Genomic DNA, 24065 nt, shown 5'->3' on the forward strand with positions numbered 1-24065 from the left:
GTCGTCGTCGTCGTCGTCGTCGTCGTCGCCGTCGTCGTCGTCGTCGTCGTCGCCGTCGTCGTCGTCGTCGTCGTCGTCGTCGCCGCATGGTCACGCCACGAATCCGGCTTTCCGGCTGTTTACCGGAAATCCTGCCTTCGCTGGCATAGGGTGCGCACCGAAGGCCCATCAGGGAGCGCATCATGGTCCGCATCTGCCCCGGTCTCGCCGCCGTGGCGGTCCTGGCCGCCGGGTCGCCCGCGGTGGCCGCCGGCGGCGGCCCCGCGTCCCGCCCGGCTCCCCGCTCGGAGCTGGTCCTCACCTACATGGCCGAGGCCGGATATGCGGCGGCCGTCAAGCTCACCTGTGACCCGGACGGCGGCGGCCACCCCAGGCCCGCCGAGGCCTGCGCGACGCTGAGCCGGGTCGACGCCGACCCGGCGCGGCTGCAACCGGCCGACCGGTACTGCATCCTGCTCTACCAGCCGGTCACCGCGCGGCTCGACGGCACGTGGCGGGGGCGTCCGGTGGCATGGACGCACACCTACGGCAACGGTTGCGAGATGAGCCGCGCCACCGGCGTCCTGTTCGCCTTCTGACCCCGCGGCCGGCGCGGACGACGGTGTCGCCGCGAGTGCCGGCCGGCCCGATGACGGCCGTTGCGGCGCTCCGGTGGCCGGGACCGATACTCTGCCGGGGTGGACACCGCAACCGCACGAACCGGCCGGCCCCTCGTCACCGCCCGCACCGCGGCGGTCTGGACCGTCCTGCGCCGGGAACTGGACCGGCACGCCGGCCGCGAGCTGACCGTCCTGGACGTCGGCGGCGGCACCGGCGGGTTCGCCGTGCCGCTGGCCGAGGCCGGGCACACCGTCACCGTGATCGACGCCAGCCCGGACGCGCTCGCCGCGCTCACCCGCCGCGCCGCCGACGCGGGCGTCGCCGACCGGGTGCGCGCCGTGCAGGGCGACGGCGACGCGCTCGCCGGGCTGGTCGAGCCGGCCAGCGCCGACCTCATCCTGTGCCACGCCGTGCTCGAAGTGGTGGACGACCCGTCCCGGGTGATCGCCGCGATCGCCGCCGCGCTGCGTCCCGGCGGCGCGCTGAGCCTGCTGGTCGCCGGCCGCGCGGCCGCGATTCTCGCCCGGGCCGTCAACGGCCACCTGCGGGCGGCGTCTGCCCTGGTCACCGACGCCGATGGCCGGTCCGGGCCGCGCGACACGCTGCGCCGGCGCTACGACGCGGAGAGCGCCGCGGCGCTGCTGGGCGCCGCCGGGCTGGTGGTCGAGGAGACCCATGGCGTACGGGTGGTCGCCGACCTGCTGCCGGCCACCGTCCTCGAGGAGGACCCGCAGGCGGTGCTGGACCTAGAGCTGGCCCTGAGCGCCCAGCCGCCGTTCCGCGACATCGCCTCCCAGCTGCACCTGTTCGCCCGCCGGCCGTGACCGCGTCGGCCGCGCCCGAGCCCGCGCGCGCGGCGGGGGTGGGCGGCCCGGCGCCCGGCCCGCGCGACGTCCCGGACGACGGCCTGCACCCGGACGCGCTGCGGCCGGTGCCCCCGGCGTACGGCTCGGCCAGCCTGGCCGACCTGCTGCCCAGCGTGAACGCCGTGCTCGGGGTGCCCGGCGCGACCGACGTGCTCGGCCTCGGCGCCCGCCTGGACGGGGTGGACCGGATCGCCGTGCTGCTGGTGGACGGGCTGGGGGCGTACCAGTTGCCGCTGGCCGCGCCGCACGCACCGGTCCTGGCCGACCTGGCCGCCGGTGGGCGCGGGCACGCCGGCACGCTGACCGCCGCGTTCCCGTCGACGACTCCGGTCAGCCTGGTCACGCTGGGCGCCGGGGTGGCCCCGGGCGCGCACGGGGTGCTGGGTTTCACCGTGCGCCGCCCGGACGGCCGTCCGCTCACCCACATCGCCTGGGACGACGACCCGGACCCGCGGACCTGGCAGCCGGTGCCGACCCGGATGGAGGTCGCGGCCGCGGCCGGGGTGCGGGTCACCGTGGTCAGCCGGCCGCAGTTCGAGGGGACCGGGCTGAGCCTGGCGGCGAACCGGGGCGGCGTGTACCGCGGCGCCGCGGACGGCATGGCGGTCGTCGGCCGGATGCTGGCCGCGCTGCGGGAGGCGGACGGCCCGGCGCTGGTCTACGGCTACCACCCGGACCTGGACCATTTCGGCCACGAGGACGGCGTCGGCTCGCCGACCTGGCGGGACGCCGCGCGCGGGGTGGACCGGATGCTCGACCGGCTGGTGCACGGGTTGCCGCCGCGGTCCGCGCTGCTGGTGGTCGCCGACCACGGGCAGCTCAACGTGCCCTGGGACGGGCGGCGGGACATGGCCGAGATCCCGGAGCTGCGCGAGGGCGTGGTCGGGGTGACCGGGGAGCCCCGGGTGCGGTATCTGTACGCCGCCCACGGCGCGCTGGGCGACGTGCTGGCCAACTGGCGCGGCGTGTTCGGGGCCGAGGCGTCGGTGGTGACCCGGGAGGAGGCGACCGAGACCGGCTGGTTCGGCCCGGTGCCGGCCGGGCACGCCGGGCGGATCGGTGACGTGGTGGTCATCTGCTGGGGCCGCGCGGTGTCGGTGGCGTCCGGGTGGGAGCCGCCCAACGTGGGGCGGCTGGTGGCGTACCACGGGTCGGCGACGGCGGCCGAGATGACCGTGCCGCTGCTGATCGCCCGGTGATCGCGGCTATCCGTATACCTCGATGTGTCAGGGGTTGTGCGCGGACCGTGGTCGAGACCTCTACCAGGGGTAACTACCCTGGTGAGCCGGGCTTTTCGGACGAAACGATCTTCCCGGCCAGGAAAATCACCCGCACTCGGCGGTCGTCCGGCTTTCCGACCCGCCAACCCCCTCGTAGACTTGCGTGGTAAAGGCAGCCGACGGCTGCCCCGGCCCCACTTGGGCCGGACTTGCGCCCGGGGAGGAAAGCCGTGCCGCTCTCGGAGCACGAGCAGCGGCTGTTCGATCAGATCGAGCGGTCGCTTGCCGAGGACCCCAAATTCGCCTCGGCTGTGCGGGCCAGCGACCCGCGTTTCCATGCACGGCGCCGGCTGATCATCGCCGCGTTCGTGATCGTGCTTGGTCTGGCCCTCGTTGTGTATGGGACGGTCGCCAGCAACACACTGCTCGGCGTCGCCGGCTTCGTCGTGATGCTGGGTTCGGCCGCCTTCGCGATGCAGTCACGAAAGCGTGGTCAGGCTCCCGACCTCAGGTCCGTCGGCGGGACCGCTTCCCGGCGCACCCGGCAGGGCCGCCGGGGTAACGGCGGCCTGCTGGACCGCCTGGAGGACCGCTGGAGGCAGCGGCCGGAGGGGCATCGCTGACGGCCCCGGCCGGCTTCGACGAACGGCGGCCTTTCGGCCGCCGTCGTCATTTCTCCTGGTGCACGGTCTTCCCGGTACGCCCCGCACGTCCACCCGTCCCGCGGCCCGGGTCTGCGCATCCCGCGCGTACATCCGCGCCGCCGGGAGCGACCCGTGACGGGGCCGCGGTGCCCGCCGATCTCCTCGCGTGCGTCCGCCGGGAGCGACCCGTGGCGGGGTTGCGGCGCCCGCCGATCTCCTCGCGCGTGTCCGTGTCCGTCGGAGCGACCTTCGCCGGCGGCCCGGGACCATCCCGCCCGGCCGCTCTCTCGTGCGGATCCTCCGGGTGACCGCCCGGCACGGTGGGCGCGGCGCACCGGCACGCGACCGATCCGCGTCACGCCGGCGGCGCTCCGGCCGTGCGGCGCCACCAGCGGCGCGACGCCAGCGCGACCGATCCGCGTCACGCCGGCGGCGCTCCGGCCGTGCGGCGCCACCAGCGGCGCGACGCCAGCGCGACCGATCCGCGTCACGCCGGCGGCGCTCCGGCCGTGCCGTGCCACCAGCGGCGCGACGCCCAGTGCGACCGATCCGCGTCACGCCGGCGGCGCTCCGGCCGTGCGGCGCCACCAGCGGCGCGACGCCAGCGCGGCCAGCCCGGCCCCGGCGGCATTGAGCAGCACGTCGTCCACCGAGGACACGCGGTCCAGGCGCAGGACGTACTGCAGGATCTCGACCAGCGTCGAGCAGCTCGCCGCGAGCGCCAGGATCCGAGGCACGGATGCCAGGGTGGCGAACCGTATCGGAGCGAAGAACCCGAGTGACGCGAACACCAGAAGGTTGCCGACGATCTGGACGGTTGCCGTCTGCGGGCCGTCGGCAATGATCACGACCAGATCCCGCAGCGGGGTCAGGACCACCCGGGCTCGGGCGTCGTCGGCCCCCCGGTTCGACGTCATGATCATCCGGAGCCACGGCGCCGTCCCGTAGACCATGCCGACCTCGGCCAGCGACTGACGCCACGCCGGCGCGCGGCCGGCGGCGCTCCGGTGGCGCGCCAGGGCCCATACCGTCAGCGCGGCCAGCGGCAGGACGGCCACCGTGATGACGACCGTGCCGGTGAACGTGCCGAACCAGCCGTGCCAACCCTCGAGCATGTGCCCCCGCTTCCGTCCGGTCCGGAATGCTATCCGCGCCGGGGAAGCCGCCAGGGCGGTGGCTCGACTGCGCGAGGAAACCGCGCTGCACGGCAACAGCGGGGCGTATCGTCTCCGGCGCCGCGCGGCCGGCCGTGCGCAGCGCCCGTTGCGCGCGGGGGGCCTGCCTCCTACCCGGCGTCGATCAGCGCTACCAGGCGTTGATCAGCGCGATCTCCACCGGACCGGGCGGCCTCGCCGACTCGGCTGGGCCGCCGCCCGGGAACGCGCCGGCGCACGGCGATCCGCCGCATCGGGTTCATCGACCTCGACGGGCCCGCAACGGCCGGGGGTCGTGGTCGTGGGCGTAGCTGATCTCGATGTCCGGCACCTCGTTCTGCAGCTCGTAGGCCAGCCGCAGGCCGTCCCGCCGCCAGCGCTCCTCCTCGGCCTGGCTGCGGAACTCGAAGCCGGTCAGGGCGATGCCGTTGAAGTGGGTGTTCCACGCTCGCAGCCGCTCGATCAGACCCGCGGTGACTCCGAGCTCGCCGAGCACGACCGGGCCCATGTGGTCCGGGTCGCTGTCCCACACCGGATCGTCGTCCATGTACTCGGCCATGACGCGCAGCGCCACCGGGCGATACGGTTCCTCCACATGTCGATCATGGCATGAGTGGCGGCCCGACCCCCGCTCTCACCGCCCGGCCCGGATCGGCGCGGACATCCGGTCCCCGGCGCCAGGCGCCGATCACCGTCGCTGCCCGGTCTGTCGTCTCCGCACGGGTGACGCCCGCGGACCCGGCACAGCGGCGCCGGTGCGAAGGGCTGCCCCGCCGGGAGCAGCCCCTCGCATCGGTCAGCGGGCCCGGCTCAGGAGCCGCCGCGGGTTGAAGCGGGACAACGTCTCCCGCCCGCGGCTGGCCGCCTCCATCGTCCGGGTGGACGCCTCGGAGATCGCCCGCCGCCAGCCGAGCAGGATCGACGGGGGCAGCAGCACCGCGCGTACCCGGATGGGCAGCGTGGCCGAGTGGGACAGTCCGTCCCGGACCCGCCGCAGCGCCGAGGTGAGCTCGGCGCCGTGCAGGGGCTGCCGGGCGTACCGCGCCCGCTCCTCGGCCGTGCCCAGCAGCTCCGCCGCCGTGGCCGCCTCCGGAGCCAGGACGGCCTCCGTGGCCAGGCGCCGTGCCGTCACCCGCGGGGTCTCGGTCGGGTCCACCGTGATCCGGTAGTCGACCATCGTGTCGATCAGCTCGTCCCACGCCGCGTGCGCGTCCACGCGCGCCTGTGCGGTGTCGCTGGTGACGACGATGCCGGTGACCGCGCCCGCCGGGCCCGGCCCGGCCGGATCGGTCACCACCGGCGGCGGGCCGCCGGCCGTCGCCGCGTTGCGCTGGCGGCGCAGCAGCACCCGGCGCAGCGCCGGAACCAGCAGCAGCGCGAGCAGCGTGACGATCGCGGCGCCGACCAGCAGGCCGGTCCAGTCGTCCTCGTCGGCCGGGACGGCGCCGGGCAGCGCCCCGGTGCTGCCGGCGTCGGCCTTGTCCGGCCGGCGGTTCTGGCCGGGAGCGGCCGACGAGCCGGCGCCGGGCACGCCGGCCGCGGACGACGAGGCGGTCGGCGCGGCGGTCCGGTCGGTGTCCGGCGCCCAGTCCGCATTGCCGCGTGCCGACCCGGCCACCCCGGCGGCCGGTGTGGCGTCGAACGGCACCCATCCGAAGCCCTGCAGGTAGACCTCGGTCCAGGCGTGCGCGTTGCGGTTGGTGATCACGTACGCGTCGCCGTTAGCGGTGCCCCGGGTGAAGCCGAACGCCACCCGCGCCGGGATCCCGGCCGCCCGCACCATCCACGCCATCGCGGCCGCGTACTGCTGGCAGTACCCGATCTTGTTCTTCAGGAACGCCTCGATGGCGGAGAGGTCGCCGGTCGACTGGGTCTGCAGGCTGTACGCGAAGTCGTTCTTGACGGAGAAGTAGTCGTAGATCGCGCGCACCCGGTCGTAATCGGTGCGCCTGCCCCGGGTCAGCTGCTGGACCTGCTGGGCGACGAACGCGTTCTCGGGCACCGTGGTGTACGCCTGCCGGATCGGGTCGTCCTTCGGCAGCGACTCGGCGGTCCGCAGCTGGCCCGGCGTGTACCGCGGACGCAGGTAGTCGATCTCGTACTTCTGCTTCCGCGTGGTGCTCCGGTTGGAGTACAGCACCTGCTGGTTCGGGTCGTACGCCCAGCTGCCGGAGATGTTGCCGATCCCGACCAGGTAGGAGTACAGCGGCGCCATGTTCTGCCGCAGCGCGTCCGAGATCTCGATCTCGGCGTGGTAGCGCTGGAACTCGGCCCGGTTGGTCGCGCCGTCCCGCTGCGGGTCCGGCAGGCTGCCCCGGTTGAGCGTGTTCCCGCCGGGCGGCTGGTTCGAGAAGCCCTCCGCGGTGAGCGCGTCGGCGACGCCGAACCGCAGATAGAACGGGTCCTTCTCGGTCGTGCGCACGGTGAGCAGGTTGACCGTGGTGGTCTGGCTGAGCTGGCCGCTGAGCGAGGCGAACAGGTTGATCCGCCCTCCGCCGCCCTGGCCGAGCCCGCCGCCGACCCCGCTGCCGTTCTGGGTGAGCTGCGACAGCAGGCCGCCGGTGACGGTCGGTACGGCCAGCGGCAGCAGCACCGCCACCACCACGCCGGCCACGCCGAGCCGCCGGCCGGCCGCGGCCAGCGGGGACGGCTCCCACACGTCGACGTCCCGGCCGTCGCCGGTGAACCGGCGCCCGAACCGGCGCACCCGGTCGACGTTGTCGGCCACCAGCAGCCACAGGTAGCCGCAGGCGCCCACGACGAACGGGGTGACCGGGACGCTGTCCAGGTAGACCGCGACCGGGATGGAGTAGATCGCCAGCATCGGCAGGCCGGCCAGCGCCGGGCGGCGGAACACCGCGGTGAGCAGGTCGACCACGATGGCGACCGCGCCGAGGCCGAACGTCGCGACGAACAGCAGGCCGTCGCGGTCCGGCACCGGCACCGCGTACGACCGGGTGTCCTCCCCGGCCTGCCGCATCAGCTCGGCGAAGTGGGCGAACGTCGCCGGCGTCGGCACCAGCATCGCGTGACCGCTGGGGAAGACCCAGGTCAGCGTGAGCAGCAGGGCGACCACCATGCCCAGCGTCTGCGCCCAGACGGGCAGGCGCAGGGTCCGGGTGAGCAGCGCCGCCCCGGCGATCATGAGGACCACGAACAGCACCCGCAGCAGCCAGGTCCAGGAGTCGAAGATCGCCGACAGCGGCGCCGAGGCGAGCAGGGTCGCGCCGGCGGCGACGAGCCCGAGCCGGCGGGGGCCGGTCACCGGGTCACCCCGCTGACCGTCTCGGCCATCGCCGCGCGGTAGGCGAAGCCCTGCGACCCGCGGCCCACCGTGGGCCACAGCGCCGGCAGCGCCTCGCCGTGCGACACCCGCACCGACCGCCAGCCGCTGCGGATCAGGGCCAGCGACGCGGCCGCGTGCTCGCGGTCGGACTCCTGCCGGTCACCGGCGGTCATCGGGATCCAGGTGGGGCTGTCGATGGCGAACCCGACGCAGGTCGCGCCGTTGCCGCGCAGCCCGCTGAGCAGTTGCGCCTCGGCCGTGGTGAGGGTGCCGAACAGGCCGATCACCAGGCCCCCGTCGGAACGCCGGCGGACCTGCTCGACCAGCACCGAGACGTCCCCGGCGGCGGACAGCTTCACGTCGGCCAGGGCGTCCAGGATCAGCCCCTCGCCGCCGCTCTCGGCGGCGTCGATGTCCACGCCGCCACCGGTCACCAGGCGCAGCTTGTAGCCGGCCTCGCGCAGGTGCGCCGCGATGCTGGCGGCCGCCGCGACCGCCCACTCGAAGCTGGCCGTGGGGCCCTCGCCGCGGTGCGCGTTCAGCCGGGTGTCCAGCACCACCGTGGCCCGGCTCTCCCAGGGCTGCTCCTCGCGGCGGACCATCAGCTCACCGGTACGGGCGGTGGACCGCCAGTGCACCCGGCGCAGGTCGTCGCCGCGCCGGTACTCCCGGGTGGCCGCGTCGTCCTCGCCGTGCACCGCCACCGAGCGGGCCCGGCTGTCCCCGGCGCCCGCGTACTCCCCGGCGAGGCGCACCCGGGGGAGCGGGGTGACCTGCGGGATCACGGTGAGCTGGTCGACGCTGGGGAAGGAGCGGGTCAGCTCGCACAGCCCGAACGGGTCGGTCAGCCGGATCACCAGCGGGCCGATCGGGTACCGGCCGCGCACGTCGGCGCGCACCGTGTACGCCACCGAGCTGGCCTGGTGCGCGCCGAGCCGCTCCAGCACCACCCGGGGCCGGCTGCCCAGCGCGTACGGCAGGCGGTCCTCCAGCAGCATGGTGCCGGTGGGCAGCCGGGACAGGTTCTGCAGGCGCAGGATGACCCGCGCGCTGGAGCCGACCGGCGCGCGTGCCGGCTCCAGTGAGCGGGTGCAGGCCAGCTTGTACCGGCTGCGCCCGACGTATGCGGCGGCCAGCAGCGGCAGCGCGGCCAGCAGCACCGCGACCCGCAGCAGGTCCCGCTCGCCCAGGATGAGCGCGGAGATCCCGGCGGCGACCGCGGCGGCCAGGAAGGAACGGCCGCGCGTGGTCAGCCCCCGCAGCGCCTCCCGCATGGTCACCGCCCCCGGGACTCGTACGGCGCGCGGCCGTCCCGGGTGTCGTACGGGTTCCGGCTCGCGTGCGGCAGCGGCAGCCGGTGCACGATCTCCGACACGATGGTGTCCGTGGTACGCCGGTTCAGCTGCGCGTCCGGGGTCGGGATGAGCCGGTGCGCGAGCACCGGCACGGCCAGCGCCTGCAGGTCGTCCGGCAGCACGTAGTCGCGGCCCTCCAGCGCGGCCACCGCCTTCGCCGTGCGCAGCAGCTGCAGGGTGGAGCGCGGGGACGCGCCGAGGCGGATCTCCGGGGCCTCCCGGGTCGCGGTGACCAGGGCGATCGCGTACTGCTGGACGGCGTCGGCGGCGTGCACGGCGCGGGCCGTCTCGATCAGCCGGCGGACCATCGCCGCGTCGGCCACCGCGCGCAGGTCGTTGAGCGGGTCGTGGTCGCCGTGCCCGCCCAGCATGGCCAGCTCGGCGCGCGGGTCCGGGTAGCCCATCGCGATCCGGGCGGTGAACCGGTCCCGCTGCGCCTCCGGCAGCGGGTAGGTGCCCTCCATCTCGATCGGGTTCTGGGTGGCCACCACCATGAACGGGGCCTGCAGCTCGTACGTCGTCCCGTCGACGGTGACCTGCCGCTCCTCCATGCACTCCAGCAGCGCCGACTGGGTCTTCGGCGAGGCCCGGTTGATCTCGTCGCCGACCACCAGGTTGGCGAAGACGGCGCCCGGCTTGAACTCGAAGTCCCGGGTCTCCTGGTTGTAGACGCTCACCCCGGTCACGTCGCTGGGCAGCAGGTCGGGGGTGAACTGGATGCGGCGCACCGAGCAGTCGATCGAGCGGGCCAGCGCCTTGGCCAGCTTCGTCTTGCCGACACCCGGCACGTCCTCGATCAGCAGGTGGCCCTCGGCCAGCAGGACCGCCAGGGCGAGCCGCACCGTCGCGCTCTTGCCCTCGATGACCTGCTCGATGTTGGCCATGATGGCCTGCGTCGCGGCGTGGAACTCGGCGCCGGTCAGCGGTCCTGTCGGTTCGCCCCAGGTCGGCGTTGTCACGGGCTTCCTCCAAGTGATACGTACCCCGGTGACGGATCACCCACCGTCAGGGCACCCCAAGGTTGCGGGCGCCCAGCGGTCCGTGGGCCTCCGGCGCTCGCCGCCCGTCCTGACAGGTTATCCCCGTCCGCACACCGCTCCGAAAGACCGGATCGAGAGGGGTTGCTGGAAAAACGGGACGAACATGGTCCATCTACCGACGGTGATCGGGCTCCGGAGCCGATCGCCGCCGCGGGGCATCCCGGTCGCGGTGCGTGACGGCCGGCGGGTATCATGGCGCGCATGGCTCGGTCTGTTCTGCTCCTTAGCCGGCCGTGCTGATCCCGCATCGGTGACAGCACGGCGCCCCCTCCTGCGTGAGGGGCTTTTTTGTGCCCGGAGCGCGTGAACCCAGCCCACTGACGTAGACGAGATGGTGAAGATGAGCGAGACCGAGAACCCGTTCCGCTACACCGCCGCGCTGGCCGGCGAGATCGAGCTGCGCTGGCAGCGGTACTGGGCGGAGAACGGGACGTTCCACGCGCCCAACCCGGTCGGCGAGCTGGCCGACCCGGACCACCCCCGGGCCGGCGCGCCGAAACTGCACGTGCAGGACATGTTCCCGTACCCGTCGGGCGCCGGTCTGCACGTCGGGCACCCGCTGGGCTACATCGGCACCGACTGCTACACCCGCTACCAGCGGATGGCCGGTTACAACGTGCTGCACCCGATGGGCTTCGACGCGTTCGGCCTGCCGGCCGAGCAGTACGCGGTGCAGACCGGCACCCACCCCGCGGTGACCACCGCGGCGAACGTCGAGCGGTACCGGCAGCAGCTGCGCCGCCTGGGTCTGGCGTACGACGAGCGCCGCTCGTTCGCCACCACCGACCCGGAGTACTACCGCTGGACCCAGTGGATCTTCCTGCAGGTCTTCAACTCGTGGTTCGACCCGGAGCTGAAGAAGGCCCGCCCGATCAGCGAGCTGATCACCGAGTTCGAGACCGGCGTGCGCCCGGCTCCGGGCACGCCGTGGAAGGACCTGTCCCCGCAGGCGCGCCGCCGGCTGATCGACGACCACCGGCTGGCGTACGTCTCGGAGGCCCCGGTGAACTGGTGCCCGGGTCTGGGCACCGTGCTGGCCAACGAGGAGGTCACCCCGGAGGGCCGCAGCGAGCGCGGCAACTTTCCGGTCTTCAAGCGCAGCCTGAAGCAGTGGATGATGCGGATCACCGCGTACGGTGACCGGCTGGTCGAGGATCTGGACACGCTGGACTGGCCGGAGCCGGTCAAGCTGATGCAGCGCAACTGGATCGGCCGCTCGCAGGGCGCGCACGTCGACTTCCCGATCGACGGCAGCCACATCCGGGTCTTCACCACCCGGCCGGACACCCTGTTCGGCGCCACCTACATGGTCCTGGCGCCGGAGCACGAGCTGGTCGAGTCGATCGTGCCGGCCGCGTGGCCGGAGGGCACCAAGGACGTCTGGACCGGTGGCCACGCCACCCCGGCCGAGGCGGTCGCCGCCTACCGCGCCGCCGCCGCGGCCAAGACCGAGGAGGAGCGGACCGCGGACGGCAAGGTGAAGACCGGCGTCTTCACCGGGGCGTACGCGATCAACCCGGTCAACGACGCGCGCGTCCCGGTCTTCATCGCCGACTACGTGCTGGCCGGCTACGGCACCGGCGCGATCATGGCGGTGCCCGCCCACGACGAGCGCGACTTCGACTTCGCCACCGCGTTCGACCTGCCGGTGGTCCGCACCATCGAGGCTCCGGAGGGCGTCGAGGGCGCGTACACCGGCGACGGCGTGGTGATCAACTCCGGGTTCCTGAACGGCCTGGGCAAGGACGAGGCCAAGGCCGCGATCATCGCCTGGCTCCAGGAGCACGACAAGGGCGCCGGCGCCACCACCTACCGGCTGCGGGACTGGCTGTTCAGCCGGCAGCGGTACTGGGGCGAGCCGTTCCCGATCGTCTACGACGAGAGCGGGCTGCCGGTCGCGCTGCCCGAGTCGATGCTGCCGGTCGAGCTGCCCGACGTGGACGACTTCTCGCCGCGCACCTTCGACCCGGACGACGCGGACACCGAGCCGGAGACCCCGCTGTCGCGCAAGAAGGACTGGGTGCAGGTCGAGCTGGACCTGGGTGACGGACCGAAGACGTACACCCGGGAGACCAACACCATGCCGCAGTGGGCCGGCTCCTGCTGGTACGAGCTGCGCTACCTGGACCCGCACAACGAGCAGGCGCTGGTCGACCCGGAGAACGAGCAGTACTGGATGGGCCCGCGCAAGGCCGGCGATTGTGGTGGCGTCGACCTGTACGTCGGCGGCGTCGAGCACGCCGTGCTGCACCTGCTGTACGCCCGCTTCTGGCACAAGGTGCTGTACGACCTGGGGCACGTCTCGTCGTTCGAGCCGTTCCGCAAGCTGTTCAACCAGGGCTACATCCAGGCGTACGCGTTCCGTGACGCCCGTGGCGTGATCGTCCCGGCCGAGGAGGTCGTCGAGCGCGACGGTCGGTGGTACTACGGCGACCAGCAGGTCACCCGCGAGTACGGCAAGATGGGCAAGTCGCTGAAGAACGTGGTCACCCCGGACGAGATGTGCGAGCAGTACGGCGCCGACACGTTCCGGGTCTACGAGATGGCGATGGGCCCGCTGGACGTCTCCCGCCCCTGGGACACCCGCGCGGTGGTCGGCTCGCAGCGCTTCCTGCAGCGCGTCTGGCGGCTGGTGGTCGACGAGGAGACCGGCGCCGACCGGGTCACCGACGAGCCGCTGGACCCGAAGTCCCGCAAGGTGCTGCACCGGGTCATCGCCGGGGTCCGCGAGGACATGGACGAGCTGCGGTTCAACACCGCGATCGCCAAGCTGATCGAGCTGACCAACACGCTGACCCCGCTGCCTGTCGTGTCGCGGGAGGCGGTCGAGCCGCTGGTGCTGATGCTGTCGCCGTTCGCCCCGCACCTGGCCGAGGAGCTGTGGGGCCGGCTGGGCCACGAGGGGACGCTGGCGTACGTCGACTTCCCGCAGGCCGACCCGGCCCAGCTGGTGGCCGACTCGGTCACCTACCCGGTGCAGGTCAACGGCAAGGTCCGCGGCCGGGTCGAGGTCGCCCCGGACACCGCGGAGGCCGACGTGCGCGAGGCCGCGCTGGCCGCCGTCGCCGAGGCGCTGGCCGGTCGCGAGCCCAAGAAGGTGATCGTGGTCAAGGGCCGGCTGGTCAGCGTCGTCGTCTGATGCCGGGCGGCCCCGGCCGGGCCACCCTCGCGCGCCGGATGCTGCTGGCGCGCGAGGCGGTCCCGGCCGGCGACCGCCGGTTGTGCGCGGGCCCGGGGCGCCGGGTCACCCGTTCCGGGCCGTGGCCGGAGCCGGCTCGCTGACATGCGGTCGGTGGAGGAAGCCGCGTGCCCGGGGTGGCCCGTCTGCGGTACATAACGGCGGGCCGTATCTCGAAGGCGGCGGTGCCCGTCTGCGGTACACAACGGCGGGCCGTACCTCGAAGGCGGCGGTGCCCGTCTGCGGTACACAACGGCGGGCCGTACCTCGAAGGCGGCGTGTTCGCCAGGCGCGCCTGCTCGTCAGGCGGGCGCGACGGCGCGGCGGGAGCTGCGGCGCCAGCGCACGATGATCACGGTGGAGAGGATGAAGCTGAAGGCGGCCGGGGCCACGGTGATCGGGCTCATGCTGCCCGGGGCCACCACCGCGGCGCCGATCACGGCGTAGGTGACCGTGGACGGGATCGCGGCGATCGTGGTGCCGAGCAGGTACCGCTTACGGCACACGCTGGTCGTGCCGTAGGCGTAGCCGACCAGGCCGAACGGGGCCAGCGGCAGGAAGCGGACCAGCAGCACGGCGGCCAGGCCGCGGCGGTTGAGCCAGCCGTCCAGGCGGGCCAGGCGGCCCCCGGCCCGGGCCTGCAGGGCGCCCCGGCCCGCCCACCGGCCCGCGTAGTAGGTGGCGATCGCGGCGATCACGGCGGCGGCCAGGGCGGCGATGGCGCCGGTCGCGGCGCCCAGCAGGGCGCCGCAGGCCACGGTCACCGCGGTCCGCGGGACCAGCACGGACAGGAGCAGACCACCCAGTACGGCCACGGCGACGGCCGCCCCGGGGCCGAGCGCGACGACCGCGTCGCCGATCTCGCGAAGCGGAAGCGTGGCGGCGGCCACCGCCAACCCGCCGATCACCACGCTGAGCAGCCCGAACCGGACGAGACGGCGTTTACGGCAGAGCGGAGCGTGCCCGGCGGCGGGCGTCTGCTGGACGGCGGTGGACCGGCTGGTCGGCACAGCGGGGACGTCCCCAGGCACGGTGCCCACGGGACTTGCCGGGTTGTCGGTCATGCAGGCCTACCGCCCCAACTGTCGTCGGTTCAGGACAAGGTCGTGCCGGGTCTTTCCGCGCTCGTCGTCGTCAGGCGGGCGCGACGGCGGCGAGCCGTTCGCCCCGGAGGCGCTCGGCCCAGGTGTCGTCAAGAGGCGCAAGCCTATCCGCGCCGGTCGCCCAACGCAGTAGCAGATCGGCTAGCGCTGGGTTGCGGGAGAGCGCCGGACCGTGCGAATACGTTCCGATGATCTTGCCCGCCCAGGCGCCCTCGGTCTGGCCGTCGTTGCCGATGCCACCGGTCACCCGGGCCAGCGGCGCGGCGTGCGCGCCCAGGTGGGTGCGACCGCCGTGGTTCTCGAAACCGGTCAGCGGGGGCAGCCCGAGCCGCGGGTCGATGTCCCCGCGCAGCTCGCCGACCGCCCGGGTGTCACCCCGGTCCGAGGTGATGTCGAGCAGGCCGAGACCGGCGCACTTGGTCCCCTTGGCGAAGAACGAGTGACCGAAGAGTTGGTAACCCGCGCAGATCGCCAGCACCGAGGCCCCCTGGTTCACCGCCCGGTGCAGGCCGCCGTCGGCGATCAGCCGCTGGGCGGCCAGCGCCTGCGGCCCGTCCTCGCCGCCGCCGATCAGGTAGATGTCGGCGGTGGTCGGCATCTGCATGTCCGAGCGGATCTCGTAGGTCTCCACCGGGATGCCCCGCGCGGCCGCCCGGTGCGCCAGGATCAGCATGTTGCCCCGGTCGCCGTAGGTGGACAGCAGATCGGGGTAGATCCACACGATGCGCAGGGTGCTGTCGTTCATGCCTTCGCCTTCGTCTCGCCGGCGGGGTGGGACTCAGTTGACACGGTCGAGCTCCGCTCGGATGTCCTGGAACGCCGTGTAGTTGGCGATCACCTCGAGGCGGCCGGGCGGCACCGCGCCCAGCGCCTCGCCGAAACTGTGTACGTGCCGGAACGGCACCTGGTTCACCTGGAGCCGGACGGCCAGGTCGTAGGCGCGGTCACCGGTGATCAGCACCGGCCGGTCGCGCAGCGGCGAGAAGTCCACGTCCCACAGCCACGAGGTGTCCAGACCGTCGGGGTCCCGCGCGTTGATGGACAGCAGCGTCGGCGCCTGGTCGGCCATGTCGAACGCCTCCAGCCAGCTGGCCGGGTTCTTGGCCAGCAGCAGCCGGATGTTGCGGCCGTCCCGGTCCACCTGGGCGTAGCGCCCGGCGATCGAGGTCACCCGGGAGAGCCGGGGCAGCGCCTCGATCGGGCGGACGCCGAACTCGCCCGCGACGGCCAGCGCGGTGGCCGCGTTGCCCAGGTTGACCCGGCCGGGCAGCTGCAGCTTGACCAGGTGCCAGTCGCCGCGCGGGTCGATCACGCCGTCCTCCTCGACCACCCACTGCGGGCGGGGCCGGCGCAGCGGGCAGCCGGAGCACCACCAGTCGCCGTGGGCCCGCTCGATCGGGTGGCCGCTCTCCGGGCAGACGAACGAGTCGTCGTGCCAGCGCTGACCCGCGCTGAACCAGGTCACCTGCGGGCTGACGCCGGCCGCCCAGACCACCATCGGGTCGTCGGCGTTGGCGACCACCCGGATCTCGGGGTGGCCGGCGAGCGTGGTCTTCCACAGCTGCGCCATCATCGCCACCTCCTTGGCCCGGTCGAGCTGGTCGCGGGAGAGGTTGAGCAGCGCCACCACCCTGGGGCGGGTGGAGTCGATGACCTGGGGCAGGTAGTGCTCGTCCACCTCCAGCACGGCGAACGGGGTGTGCCCCTCCTTGGCCAGCGCCGAGGTGTGCCCGGTGGGCATGTTGGCGCCGAACGAGTTGGTGGCGACCCGGCCCAGCACGCCGACCGCGGCCGCGGTGAACCGGGTGGTGGTGGTCTTGCCGTTGGTCCCGGAGATCAGCGCGACGGCGCGCCCCGAGGAGAGATGGGACAGCAGATCCGGATCGATCTTGAGGCCGATCCAGCCGCCGATCACCGAACCGTCGCCGCGTCCCGCGGCCCTGGAGAGCGCGGCCGCAGTCTTCGACGCGGTGGTCGCGACTATGGCCCGCAGGGGCATCTTCCCGTCCGTCACGCCAGCGAGGGTACCGGAACCAAGGGTTACGTCGAGTTGCCGGAAGCCTTGGATCACCGGCCCCCGCCCGATGGCCCGAACGGCCGACCACGTTTGTGCCGGTGGCCGACGTTCCGAAGTCTCGAACGGGTTACCACCTGAGTTTTTGTGTGTTCTGGTTCACGCATTAATGTGAACCCAAAGTAATTGCTCGACTTCTTTGAGTAATGGCATTTGTCTTGTCGAGGTAACAAAATGGACATGATCCGATATGCCAGTCACTTAGCGTGACCAAACCGCGCCTGACGATCATGCGGGAAGTCAGGTACCAAGGATTCACCGGCGGCAACCGCTCGCCGGTCGCACCGGACGGCTCACGCCGAGCCCTGCCCCGGGCCCGAGGGTGCGACGACAGCAGCACCGGATCGACTGACAAGGCATTCGGGGGCAGGGACGGGGGAACCAATCCCGGTCCGCACCGCGCCGAGCGAACATCGGCGGCGCACTGGTCGGACCTCGGGGTGAAGCCGCTCCGGCGGCCGGGCAACCTTCCCGCCCGAACCCGACAGCTAACCTCGCAGGCGTGCCGGAGGGATTTCCTTACCGTGCACGAACACAGTTCGAGCCGGGGCCGCCGCATGTCCGGCGCCGGTACCGTCGCACTGTCCCTGGGTCTCTGCCTCTGCGCCGGTCAGCTGGTGGCCGCGTCGCCCGCCACGGCGGCCACCACCACGACGCCGGTCACCACCGCCGTCACCACGGCGACGACCAGCGCCGCCGCGAAGGTGAAGCCCCGGCTGAGCAACAAGTTCAGCACCCGGAAGCTCCCCTGGGGCTCCACTCTCCGGGTGACCGCCAAGGTCATCGACCCGCGAACCGGCAAGATCGCCAAGGGCACCGTACGGCTCCAGGGCCTGCGCAACGGCAAGTGGGTGACCTGGGACACCGAGACCGTCCGCAACGCCAACGGGACGGTGACCCTCAAGGCCGCCCCGAAGACCACCGCGTACGTGCGGACCCTCTTCACCGGCGCCGCCTACACCCAGACCGCCACCAAGGGTCTGAAGGTCACGGTGAAGGCGAGCGGCGCCAAGGTCATCGCCGAGGCCAAGAAGCACAAGGGCGCGCTGTACAAGTTCGCGGCCGCCGGGCCCAAGCGGTTCGACTGCTCCGGCTACACGATGTACGTCTACAAGAAGGCCGCCGGCAAGAAGCTGCCGCACAAGGCCAACTCCCAGCAGAAGTACGGCAAGGCCGTCAGCAAGGGCAACAAGCGGATCGGTGACCTGATCATCTTCCGCTCCGGGTCGTACGGGTACCACGCCGGAATCTACGCCGGCGGCGGCTACATGTACGACTCGCCGCACACCGGCGCCCGGGTCAGCAAGCGCAAGATTCACGGCAGCAACTACGTCGTGCGCCGCCTGGTCGCCTGATGGCGCCAGGTAAGTAAGGAAGCACCCTCAGTGGGGCGCGACTCGGTTCGGGTCGCGCCCCACTGGCGTTCCGGGTGCCGTGACGGGTCGAGGGTCGCTCCACCTGGGTTCCACAGTCTTCCCTCGCCGAGCCGCGGTGCCGCTCCGCGCCTGCCGTACGGGACCCGGCCATGCCGAACCGGCCCGTGCCGTCGCACCCCGCCGCGCCGCCGGATCGCGCCGTGCCGTGCCACGTTGTGTCGTCGCCGCGCCGGATCGCGCCGCCGCGCCGGATCGCGCCGCCGCGCCGGACCGCGCCGCCGGACCGCGCCGCCGGACCGCGCCGCCGGACCGCGCCGCCGGACCGCGCCGCCGGACCGCGCCGCCGGGCCGCGCTGCGGCGCCGGGCCGCGGCGTCCTTCCCGATCGCGCCTCCGCGTCCTCCACTTCCCTCCCCGGCGTCCTCCACCCCGCCTCCCCGAGGGGTTCACCGGGCTCGATTGCCGGGGCTTTTCCGCCCGCCCCTATCCCATGTCGGAAACCGGACCTGGTGGATCATGCGCTGCCCCTCCACTCCGCGCCACCGCCTGTGAACTGGGATTACGTCCGCGAGAACGGCTCGCGAGTGACCGCTTTCGGGTTGCAGGTGGAGGGAAGTGGAGTAGAGTGGGGCCCAGTGGCAGGACCGAGGAACCCAACCGGGACCTGCCGGCCCGAGTTGACAGGCGGTCCACTCCCTCCGCGAAGGAGCGGCCGTCCCGGCAAGGGGGTAGGGGCCGATGTTCCTCGGCACGCACACCCCGCGCCTCGACGAGAAGGGCCGGCTGATCCTCCCGGCGAAGTTCCGCGACGAGCTGGCGGGAGGTGTCGTGATCACGAAGGGACAGGAGCGCTGTCTTTACGTGTTCCCGATGCCGGAGTTCCAGCGCATCGCGGGTCAGCTGCGCGAGGCGCCGGTAACCAACAAGGCCGCCCGGGCTTACAGCCGGGTGTTCTTCGCCAGCGCCCACGACGAGGTTCCCGACAAACAGGGCCGGGTCACGATCCCCGCACATCTGCGGGAGTACGCGAGTCTCGGCCGGGATCTCGTGGTGATCGGGGCCAGCACCCGGGTCGAGATCTGGGACAGACACGCCTGGGACGACTACCTCTCGGCGAGCGAGGAAGAGTTCGCCGACATCGAGGAGGGGGTGCTGCCCGGCGGACTGTAGGGCGTGGCACTCGGTGGGCCGCTGGGTATACCGGCCCGGACGCCACTGCTGCCGTACTGCGAGATCTCCAGCCGCTCCCGCTCCTGGCGCCTCTTCCCCGGCGCCAGGCGCGTGTCCGGGGCCGGGCACACCGGCACGGGACAGAGCGGATGGGGATCTGGCGGTACGGAGGGGCGGCCGGGCCGGAACGGACAGCTTCACGTAACAACCGAGTGAGACGCGAACGGGTGGGTCAATGGGGGTCGACATGGGGGAGCCGCGCGGTGCGCACGTTCCGGTACTTCTGGAGCGCTGCCTCGAGCTGCTCGGTCCGGCTCTCGCCCGGCCCGGAGCGGTGCACGTCGACTTCACGCTGGGCCTGGGCGGCCACGCCGAGGCGGTCCTGGAGCGGTACCCGGACGTCGTCCTGATCGGACTGGACCGGGACACCGAGGCGCTCGCCCACTCGCGGCACCGTCTGGCCCGGTTCGCCGAGCGGATCCACCTGGTGCACGCGGTCTACCACGAGCTGCCCCGGGTGCTGTCCGAGCTGGACATCCCGGCCATCCACAGCGGGCTGTTCGACCTCGGGGTCTCCTCGTTGCAGCTGGACGAGGCGGACCGCGGTTTCGCGTACGCGCAGGACGCCCCGCTGGACATGCGGATGGACCAGTCCCGAGGGATCACCGCGGAAGAGGTCGTCAACTCGTACGAGCCGGGCGAGCTGGTCCGCATCCTCCGGCAGTACGGCGAGGAGAAGTTCGCGCCGCGGATCGTCTCGTCGATCGTGCGGGAGCGGGCGAAGTCCCGGATCGTGTCGACCGCCCGGCTGGCCGAGCTGATCAAGGACGCGATCCCGGCCGCCGCGCGCCGAACGGGTGGAAATCCCGCCAAAAGGTCCTTCCAGGCACTACGCATTGAGGTCAACGGCGAGCTGGATGTGCTCGAGACCGCCATTCCGGCGGCTTTGGACGCGTTGTCGCCCGGCGGGCGACTTGTGGTGATGAGTTATCAATCTCTGGAGGACCGGATCGTCAAACGCGCGCTCGCCGCGAGGGCGCGCAGCACCGGGCCGATCGACCTTCCGGTCGAGCTGCCCGGGACCGGTCCGACGCTGCGGCTGCTGACCCGTGGGTCGGAGCTGCCCAGCGACGCGGAGGTGGCGGAGAACCCGCGGGCGGCTTCGGTGAAGCTGCGCGCGGTGGAACGGATCGACGAGCGGGAGAACACGGGCAACCAGGCACCACGGGCCGGCCGCGAACGGCCCCGGATGGCGGCTTCCACGCGTGGGAGCACCGGGCGACACCGGGATACAACGCACGGGGGACAAGGGCGGATACGCCCGGGGGCGAACCATGAGGGGGAGGGGAAAGCATGAGCGAGCGAACCGACGCGCCGCGGTCGGGGGGCCGAGCGGCGCAACCGCGTTCCACCGCGGGGGAGCGGGGGCGCGGGGCGAGCCGCGATGCCGGGACCGGAGGAACTGGCGCCCGGGGGGCGCGCCAGTTCGCCGCCCGGACCGACACGCGCCGGTCCGGGATGCGGACCGGCGACGGTCGCGGCGACGTACGCGTCGAGGTGGACGGGACCGCGGCGAAGCGGCTGGACGTCGGGGAGGCGTCCACGCCGGCCGGGCCTCGTCTGCGGGTCGCGCCGCTGCCGATCCGCGCGCCACGGCCGACGTTCGCGGCCGGGGTGATCGCGCTGGTGCTGGTCGGTGTGCTCGGCGTCCTGCTGATCAACATCAAGACCATGGAGCAGTCGTTCCGGCTGGACGCGTTGCGCGAGAACCAGGCCAACCTGAACGAACAGCAGCAGGAGTTGAAGCAGCAGCTGATCCAGGTGTCCGGCCCGGGCAACCTGGCGGCCGCCGCACGCCAGCAGGGGCTGGTCCCGGCCGGGAAGCCGGCGCGGATCCGGCTGCCGGACGGCAAGATCATCGGCGTGCCGACGCCGGGCAAGGGGCCGACCGCGCCGACCACGGGGGAGCTGCGGACCGGCGCGGCCGGTGACGGCGGCGCGACCCAGCCCGCCACCGGCGCCGGAGCGGAAACGCAGGCCGGGACCGGGACGCAGACCGCACCGGGGACGCAGGCGGGGACCGGGACGCAGACCGCACCGGGAACGCAGGCCGGAACCGGGGCGGGCACGCAGGCCGGAACCGGGGCGCAGACGGGAACGGGTACCGGCGCACAGACCGGGACCCAGCAGAACGCCGGCCAGCCCGGCACCGATCAGAACGCTGTGGGAACGGGGAAGTAGACCGTGTCGCCGCGAGCCGACGACGAGACACCGCGCCGGGGCAATTCGCCCCGGCGCGGTGCGTCCCGTGCCGTCCCCGCCGAGGGACCCGACGAGCCCGAGCGCGCTGAGCGGCGCGGTTTCTCCAGCATCGGGGAGGCGCGGGCGTACACGCCGCGCGGCCGCACGGTGGCCGAACGCGGTCGCACCCCGCGCACCGGGCGCACCACGGACCCGTTCCGGCCGGCGTTGCAGGTGGTCGAGGGCGGCGACGGCGGGCCGCGGCCACGTCAGCGCGGTACGCGCACCGATGAGCCGCCGGCCGGCGGCCGCGAACCCCGCGAGGCGGGAATCCCGGGCCGGGACCGCCGGGAGACGGGCGCTGCGGGCCGGGACCGCCGGGAGGCGGGGGCCGCGGGGCGGGAGGCGGGCGCTGCGAGCCGGGACCGCCGGGAGGCGGGGACCGCGGGCCGCGAGGCGGGCGCTGCGAGCCGGGAGCGCCGGGAGGCGGGGACCGCGGGCCGCGAGGCGGGCGCTGCGGCCCGGGAGCGCCGCGAGGCGGGCACCGGGGGCCGGGAGCGGCGGGAGGCGGGGACCGCGGCCCGCGAGACGGGCATTGCGGCCCGTGAACGCCGGGAGTCCGGGACCGCGGCCCGTGAACGCCGGGAAGCCCGCGGCACGGGCGCGGCCGGCCGGGAGCGCCGCGAGGCCGGGGGCGCCGGGTGGGAGCGCCGGGAGCCGCGCGAGGCCGCCGGGAAGGACCGGGCGCGGCGGGAGCCGGCCGGTCGCACCCGACAGGCGCGCGAGCGGCGGGCGGACGAGCGTGACCACCCCCGCGTACGCCGTACGGCCGAGCCGGCCCGGTCGGGCGCCGGCCGTACCGGGAAGCAGGAACCCGGACCACGGCGCCGGGTGACCGATCCGCCCGGTCGTGGGCCGGGCCGGGAGCCGGCTCGCCGGCCGCGGCCGGTGCCCGCCGAACCACCCCGGCTGGCCAACAGCACCCGCCGGCTGCGGATCGGCACGGTGCTGGCGCTCTCCTTGTTCGTGATGATCGGGGTACGCCTGGTGGTGTTGCAGGTGGCGACCTCGCCGGCCGAGGTGCAGAGCCTGGTCAAGCTGCGCGAGAAGCGGTTGAGCACGGTCGAGCTGCCGGCGCCGCGGGGCAGCATCATGGACCGCAACGGCGACATCCTGGCCAACAGCGTCGAGGCGCGCTACATCTACGCCGACCCGGAGAACCCGGAGCTGCAGCGGAACCTGGCCGCCACGGCCGCGAAACTGGCCCCGCTGCTCGCCGTCCCGGCCTCCGAGCTGGCCGAGAACATGCAGCGTAAGCAGGTGATGGGCACCTGGCTGCGGTTCCGCTACCTGGCCCGGGGGGTGGACGTCTCGGTCGCCGACAAGATCGAGGACCTGGGTCTGAAGGGCATCTACACGCACATCGACGAGCGGCGGGACGTGCCCGGCAAGGACCTGGCGGCGAACCTGATCGGCTTCACCAGCGGCGACGGCCACGGCCTGGTGGGCCTGGAGGCGCGCTACGACGACCTGCTGCACGGCACCGACGGCAAGCGGGTCTTCGAGACCGGCAAGGGAAGCCTGAACAAGCCCATCCCGGGCGGCTACGAGCAGAACACCCCGGCCAAGCCGGGCAGTTCGCTGAAGCTGACCATCGACCGCTGGGTGCAGTTCAACGCCCAGCGGGTCCTGGACGCCGAGGCGCAGCGCAACCACGCCACGGTGGCCGGCGCGGTGATCCTCGACGTGCGGACCGGTGAGGTGCTGGCCCAGGCCAGCTACCCGTTCTACAACGCGGCCAAGCCGCTGGACGCCGACCCGTCCGACCGGATCGACGTGCCGACCAGCGTGGTCACCGACCCGGGCTCCAGCCACAAGGCGTTCGTGCTGGGCGCGGCTCTGCAGGAGGGCATCGTCACGCCGGAGTCGACGCAGGAGGTCGCGCCGGCGATCGAGCGCGGCGGCACCGTCTTCAAGGACGGCCACCCGCGGAAGAAGGGCACCAAGCTGACGTTGGCCGGGATCATGGCCTACTCGTCGAACGTGGGGACCATCCTGATCGGCGAGAAGCTCGGCAAGGAGAAGCTCTACGAGTACCAGAAGAAGTTCGGGCTGGGCCAGGCGACCGGTGAGGGTATGCCCGGCGAGGCGTCCGGGATGCTGCTGCCGCCGGACAAGTGGAGCGGCTCGGCGTACGGGTCGGTGCCGATCGGGCACAGCGTGTCCGCGACGCTGGTGCAGATGGCGGCCGGCTACGGCGCGATCGCCAACGACGGCGTCTACATCCAGCCGCACCTGATCAAGTCGACCGTCTCCGGGATCGACGGCAAGGAGACCCCGGTCGCCGCGCCGAAGACCCACCGGGTGCTGGACGCCGAGGTGGCGTCGCAGCTGCGCACCATGATGGAGGCGGTGGTCGAGGACAGGGAGGGCACCGGCACCAAGGCGCAGGTCCCGGACTACCGGGTGGCGGGCAAGACCGGCACCGGCAACATGCTCGTCGACGGGCAGTACACCAGCCACAACGCGAGCTCGTTCGTCGGGATGGCGCCGGCCGAGAACCCGCGGTACGTCATCGCGGTGTCGATGGACGTCCCCAAGGGCTCCGGCGGGGAGGTGGCCGGCCCGGCCTTCGCCCAGATGATGTCCTACACCCTGCTTCACTACTTTGTGCCACCGTCCACCACGAAACCGCCAACCTTCAAGATCCATGGATGAGCCCGGGGCGCATGGCGTTGACAGGAACGTGTGGTCCACCA

At 73.2% G+C, this 24065-nt stretch carries 19 protein-coding genes and 1 riboswitch; of the genes, 10 read left to right on the top strand and 9 right to left on the bottom strand.

Annotation, left to right across the window (positions count from 1 at the left end):
* The first annotated feature begins 182 nt into the window (after positions 1–182).
* From ACTEI_RS08055 to ACTEI_RS08070, 4 genes are all read left to right on the top strand, one after another.
* On the top strand, positions 183–578 hold the full coding sequence (locus ACTEI_RS08055) for an SSI family serine proteinase inhibitor (protein ID WP_122977069.1): 396 nt from the start codon (positions 183–185) through the stop codon (positions 576–578).
* A 99-nt stretch (positions 579–677) separates the two neighbouring features.
* Positions 678–1424: a class I SAM-dependent methyltransferase gene (locus ACTEI_RS08060; protein WP_122977070.1), complete on the top strand. Its 747-nt coding sequence runs from the start codon at positions 678–680 to the stop codon at positions 1422–1424.
* The gene (locus ACTEI_RS08065; RefSeq protein ID WP_372443225.1) at positions 1421–2665 is read left to right on the top strand and encodes an alkaline phosphatase family protein; all 1245 of its coding nucleotides are present in this window, start codon (positions 1421–1423) and stop codon (positions 2663–2665) included. The genes ACTEI_RS08060 and ACTEI_RS08065 overlap by 4 nt, the downstream gene beginning before the upstream one ends.
* 251 nt (positions 2666–2916) lie before the next feature.
* Entirely contained in the window at positions 2917–3309 is a 393-nt protein-coding gene (locus ACTEI_RS08070) for a DUF3040 domain-containing protein (RefSeq protein ID WP_122977071.1), read from the top strand.
* Between the two features lie 575 nt (positions 3310–3884).
* On the opposite strand, the gene ACTEI_RS08075 is transcribed toward ACTEI_RS08070, so the two are convergent.
* From ACTEI_RS08075 to ACTEI_RS08095, 5 genes are all read right to left on the bottom strand, one after another.
* Entirely contained in the window at positions 3885–4445 is a 561-nt protein-coding gene (locus ACTEI_RS08075) for a VanZ family protein (protein WP_122977072.1), read from the bottom strand.
* Between the two features lie 298 nt (positions 4446–4743).
* Positions 4744–5079 (bottom strand): hypothetical protein, encoded by a 336-nt coding sequence (locus tag ACTEI_RS08080; RefSeq protein WP_122977073.1) that lies wholly within the window; start codon positions 5077–5079, stop codon positions 4744–4746.
* A gap of 201 nt (positions 5080–5280) precedes the next feature.
* Positions 5281–7749 (bottom strand): transglutaminase TgpA family protein, encoded by a 2469-nt coding sequence (locus tag ACTEI_RS08085; RefSeq protein ID WP_122977074.1) that lies wholly within the window; start codon positions 7747–7749, stop codon positions 5281–5283.
* A complete protein-coding gene (locus ACTEI_RS08090; RefSeq protein ID WP_122977075.1) occupies positions 7746–9044 on the bottom strand; it encodes a DUF58 domain-containing protein in 1299 nt (432 codons plus the stop codon). Before ACTEI_RS08090 ends, ACTEI_RS08085 begins: the two co-directional genes overlap by 4 nt.
* A gap of 2 nt (positions 9045–9046) precedes the next feature.
* Complete coding sequence (locus ACTEI_RS08095) at positions 9047–10084, bottom strand: AAA family ATPase (protein WP_122977076.1); 1038 nt, start codon at positions 10082–10084, stop codon at positions 9047–9049.
* A 412-nt stretch (positions 10085–10496) separates the two neighbouring features.
* Between ACTEI_RS08095 and leuS the strand changes: the two genes are divergently transcribed.
* Positions 10497–13304: a leucine--tRNA ligase gene (gene leuS, locus ACTEI_RS08100; RefSeq protein ID WP_122977077.1), complete on the top strand. Its 2808-nt coding sequence runs from the start codon at positions 10497–10499 to the stop codon at positions 13302–13304.
* A gap of 341 nt (positions 13305–13645) precedes the next feature.
* Here leuS and ACTEI_RS08105 read toward each other — a convergent pair whose 3' ends face one another.
* From ACTEI_RS08105 to ACTEI_RS38905, 4 genes are all read right to left on the bottom strand, one after another.
* A complete protein-coding gene (locus ACTEI_RS08105; protein ID WP_239082239.1) occupies positions 13646–14374 on the bottom strand; it encodes a TVP38/TMEM64 family protein in 729 nt (242 codons plus the stop codon).
* A gap of 103 nt (positions 14375–14477) precedes the next feature.
* Positions 14478–15191, bottom strand: a complete 714-nt coding sequence (locus ACTEI_RS08110; RefSeq protein WP_122977079.1) for a type 1 glutamine amidotransferase — start codon at positions 15189–15191, stop codon at positions 14478–14480.
* Positions 15192–15224: 33 nt separating this feature from the next.
* Positions 15225–16445: a Mur ligase family protein gene (locus tag ACTEI_RS08115; RefSeq protein WP_122981989.1), complete on the bottom strand. Its 1221-nt coding sequence runs from the start codon at positions 16443–16445 to the stop codon at positions 15225–15227.
* 465 nt (positions 16446–16910) lie between these two features.
* A riboswitch (cyclic di-AMP (ydaO/yuaA leader) is annotated at positions 16911–17038 on the top strand.
* 92 nt (positions 17039–17130) lie between these two features.
* A complete protein-coding gene (locus ACTEI_RS38905) occupies positions 17131–17256 on the bottom strand; it encodes a hypothetical protein (protein ID WP_262384585.1) in 126 nt (41 codons plus the stop codon).
* Positions 17257–17287: 31 nt separating this feature from the next.
* On the opposite strand from ACTEI_RS38905, the gene ACTEI_RS08120 reads away from it, so the two are divergent.
* The 5 genes from ACTEI_RS08120 to ACTEI_RS08140 all read left to right on the top strand — a co-directional run bounded on the left by ACTEI_RS08120 (position 17288) and on the right by ACTEI_RS08140 (position 24024).
* Entirely contained in the window at positions 17288–17875 is a 588-nt protein-coding gene (locus ACTEI_RS08120) for a C40 family peptidase (RefSeq protein ID WP_239082240.1), read from the top strand.
* 758 nt (positions 17876–18633) lie between these two features.
* The gene (mraZ, locus tag ACTEI_RS08125) at positions 18634–19065 is read left to right on the top strand and encodes a division/cell wall cluster transcriptional repressor MraZ (protein WP_122977081.1); all 432 of its coding nucleotides are present in this window, start codon (positions 18634–18636) and stop codon (positions 19063–19065) included.
* Between the two features lie 235 nt (positions 19066–19300).
* Positions 19301–20422 carry a 16S rRNA (cytosine(1402)-N(4))-methyltransferase RsmH gene (gene rsmH / locus ACTEI_RS08130; protein ID WP_122977082.1) on the top strand — a complete coding sequence of 374 codons (1122 nt, stop codon included), beginning with the start codon at positions 19301–19303 and terminating at the stop codon, positions 20420–20422.
* A gap of 161 nt (positions 20423–20583) precedes the next feature.
* The gene (gene ftsL / locus ACTEI_RS38140) at positions 20584–21306 is read left to right on the top strand and encodes a cell division protein FtsL (protein WP_239082244.1); all 723 of its coding nucleotides are present in this window, start codon (positions 20584–20586) and stop codon (positions 21304–21306) included.
* 3 nt (positions 21307–21309) lie between these two features.
* Positions 21310–24024 (top strand): penicillin-binding transpeptidase domain-containing protein, encoded by a 2715-nt coding sequence (locus ACTEI_RS08140; protein WP_122977083.1) that lies wholly within the window; start codon positions 21310–21312, stop codon positions 24022–24024.
* The last annotated feature ends 41 nt before the right edge of the window (positions 24025–24065 follow it).

Origin of the sequence: Actinoplanes teichomyceticus ATCC 31121 (genome assembly GCF_003711105.1) — a bacterium.
In the GTDB taxonomy this organism is placed as follows: domain Bacteria; phylum Actinomycetota; class Actinomycetes; order Mycobacteriales; family Micromonosporaceae; genus Actinoplanes; species Actinoplanes teichomyceticus.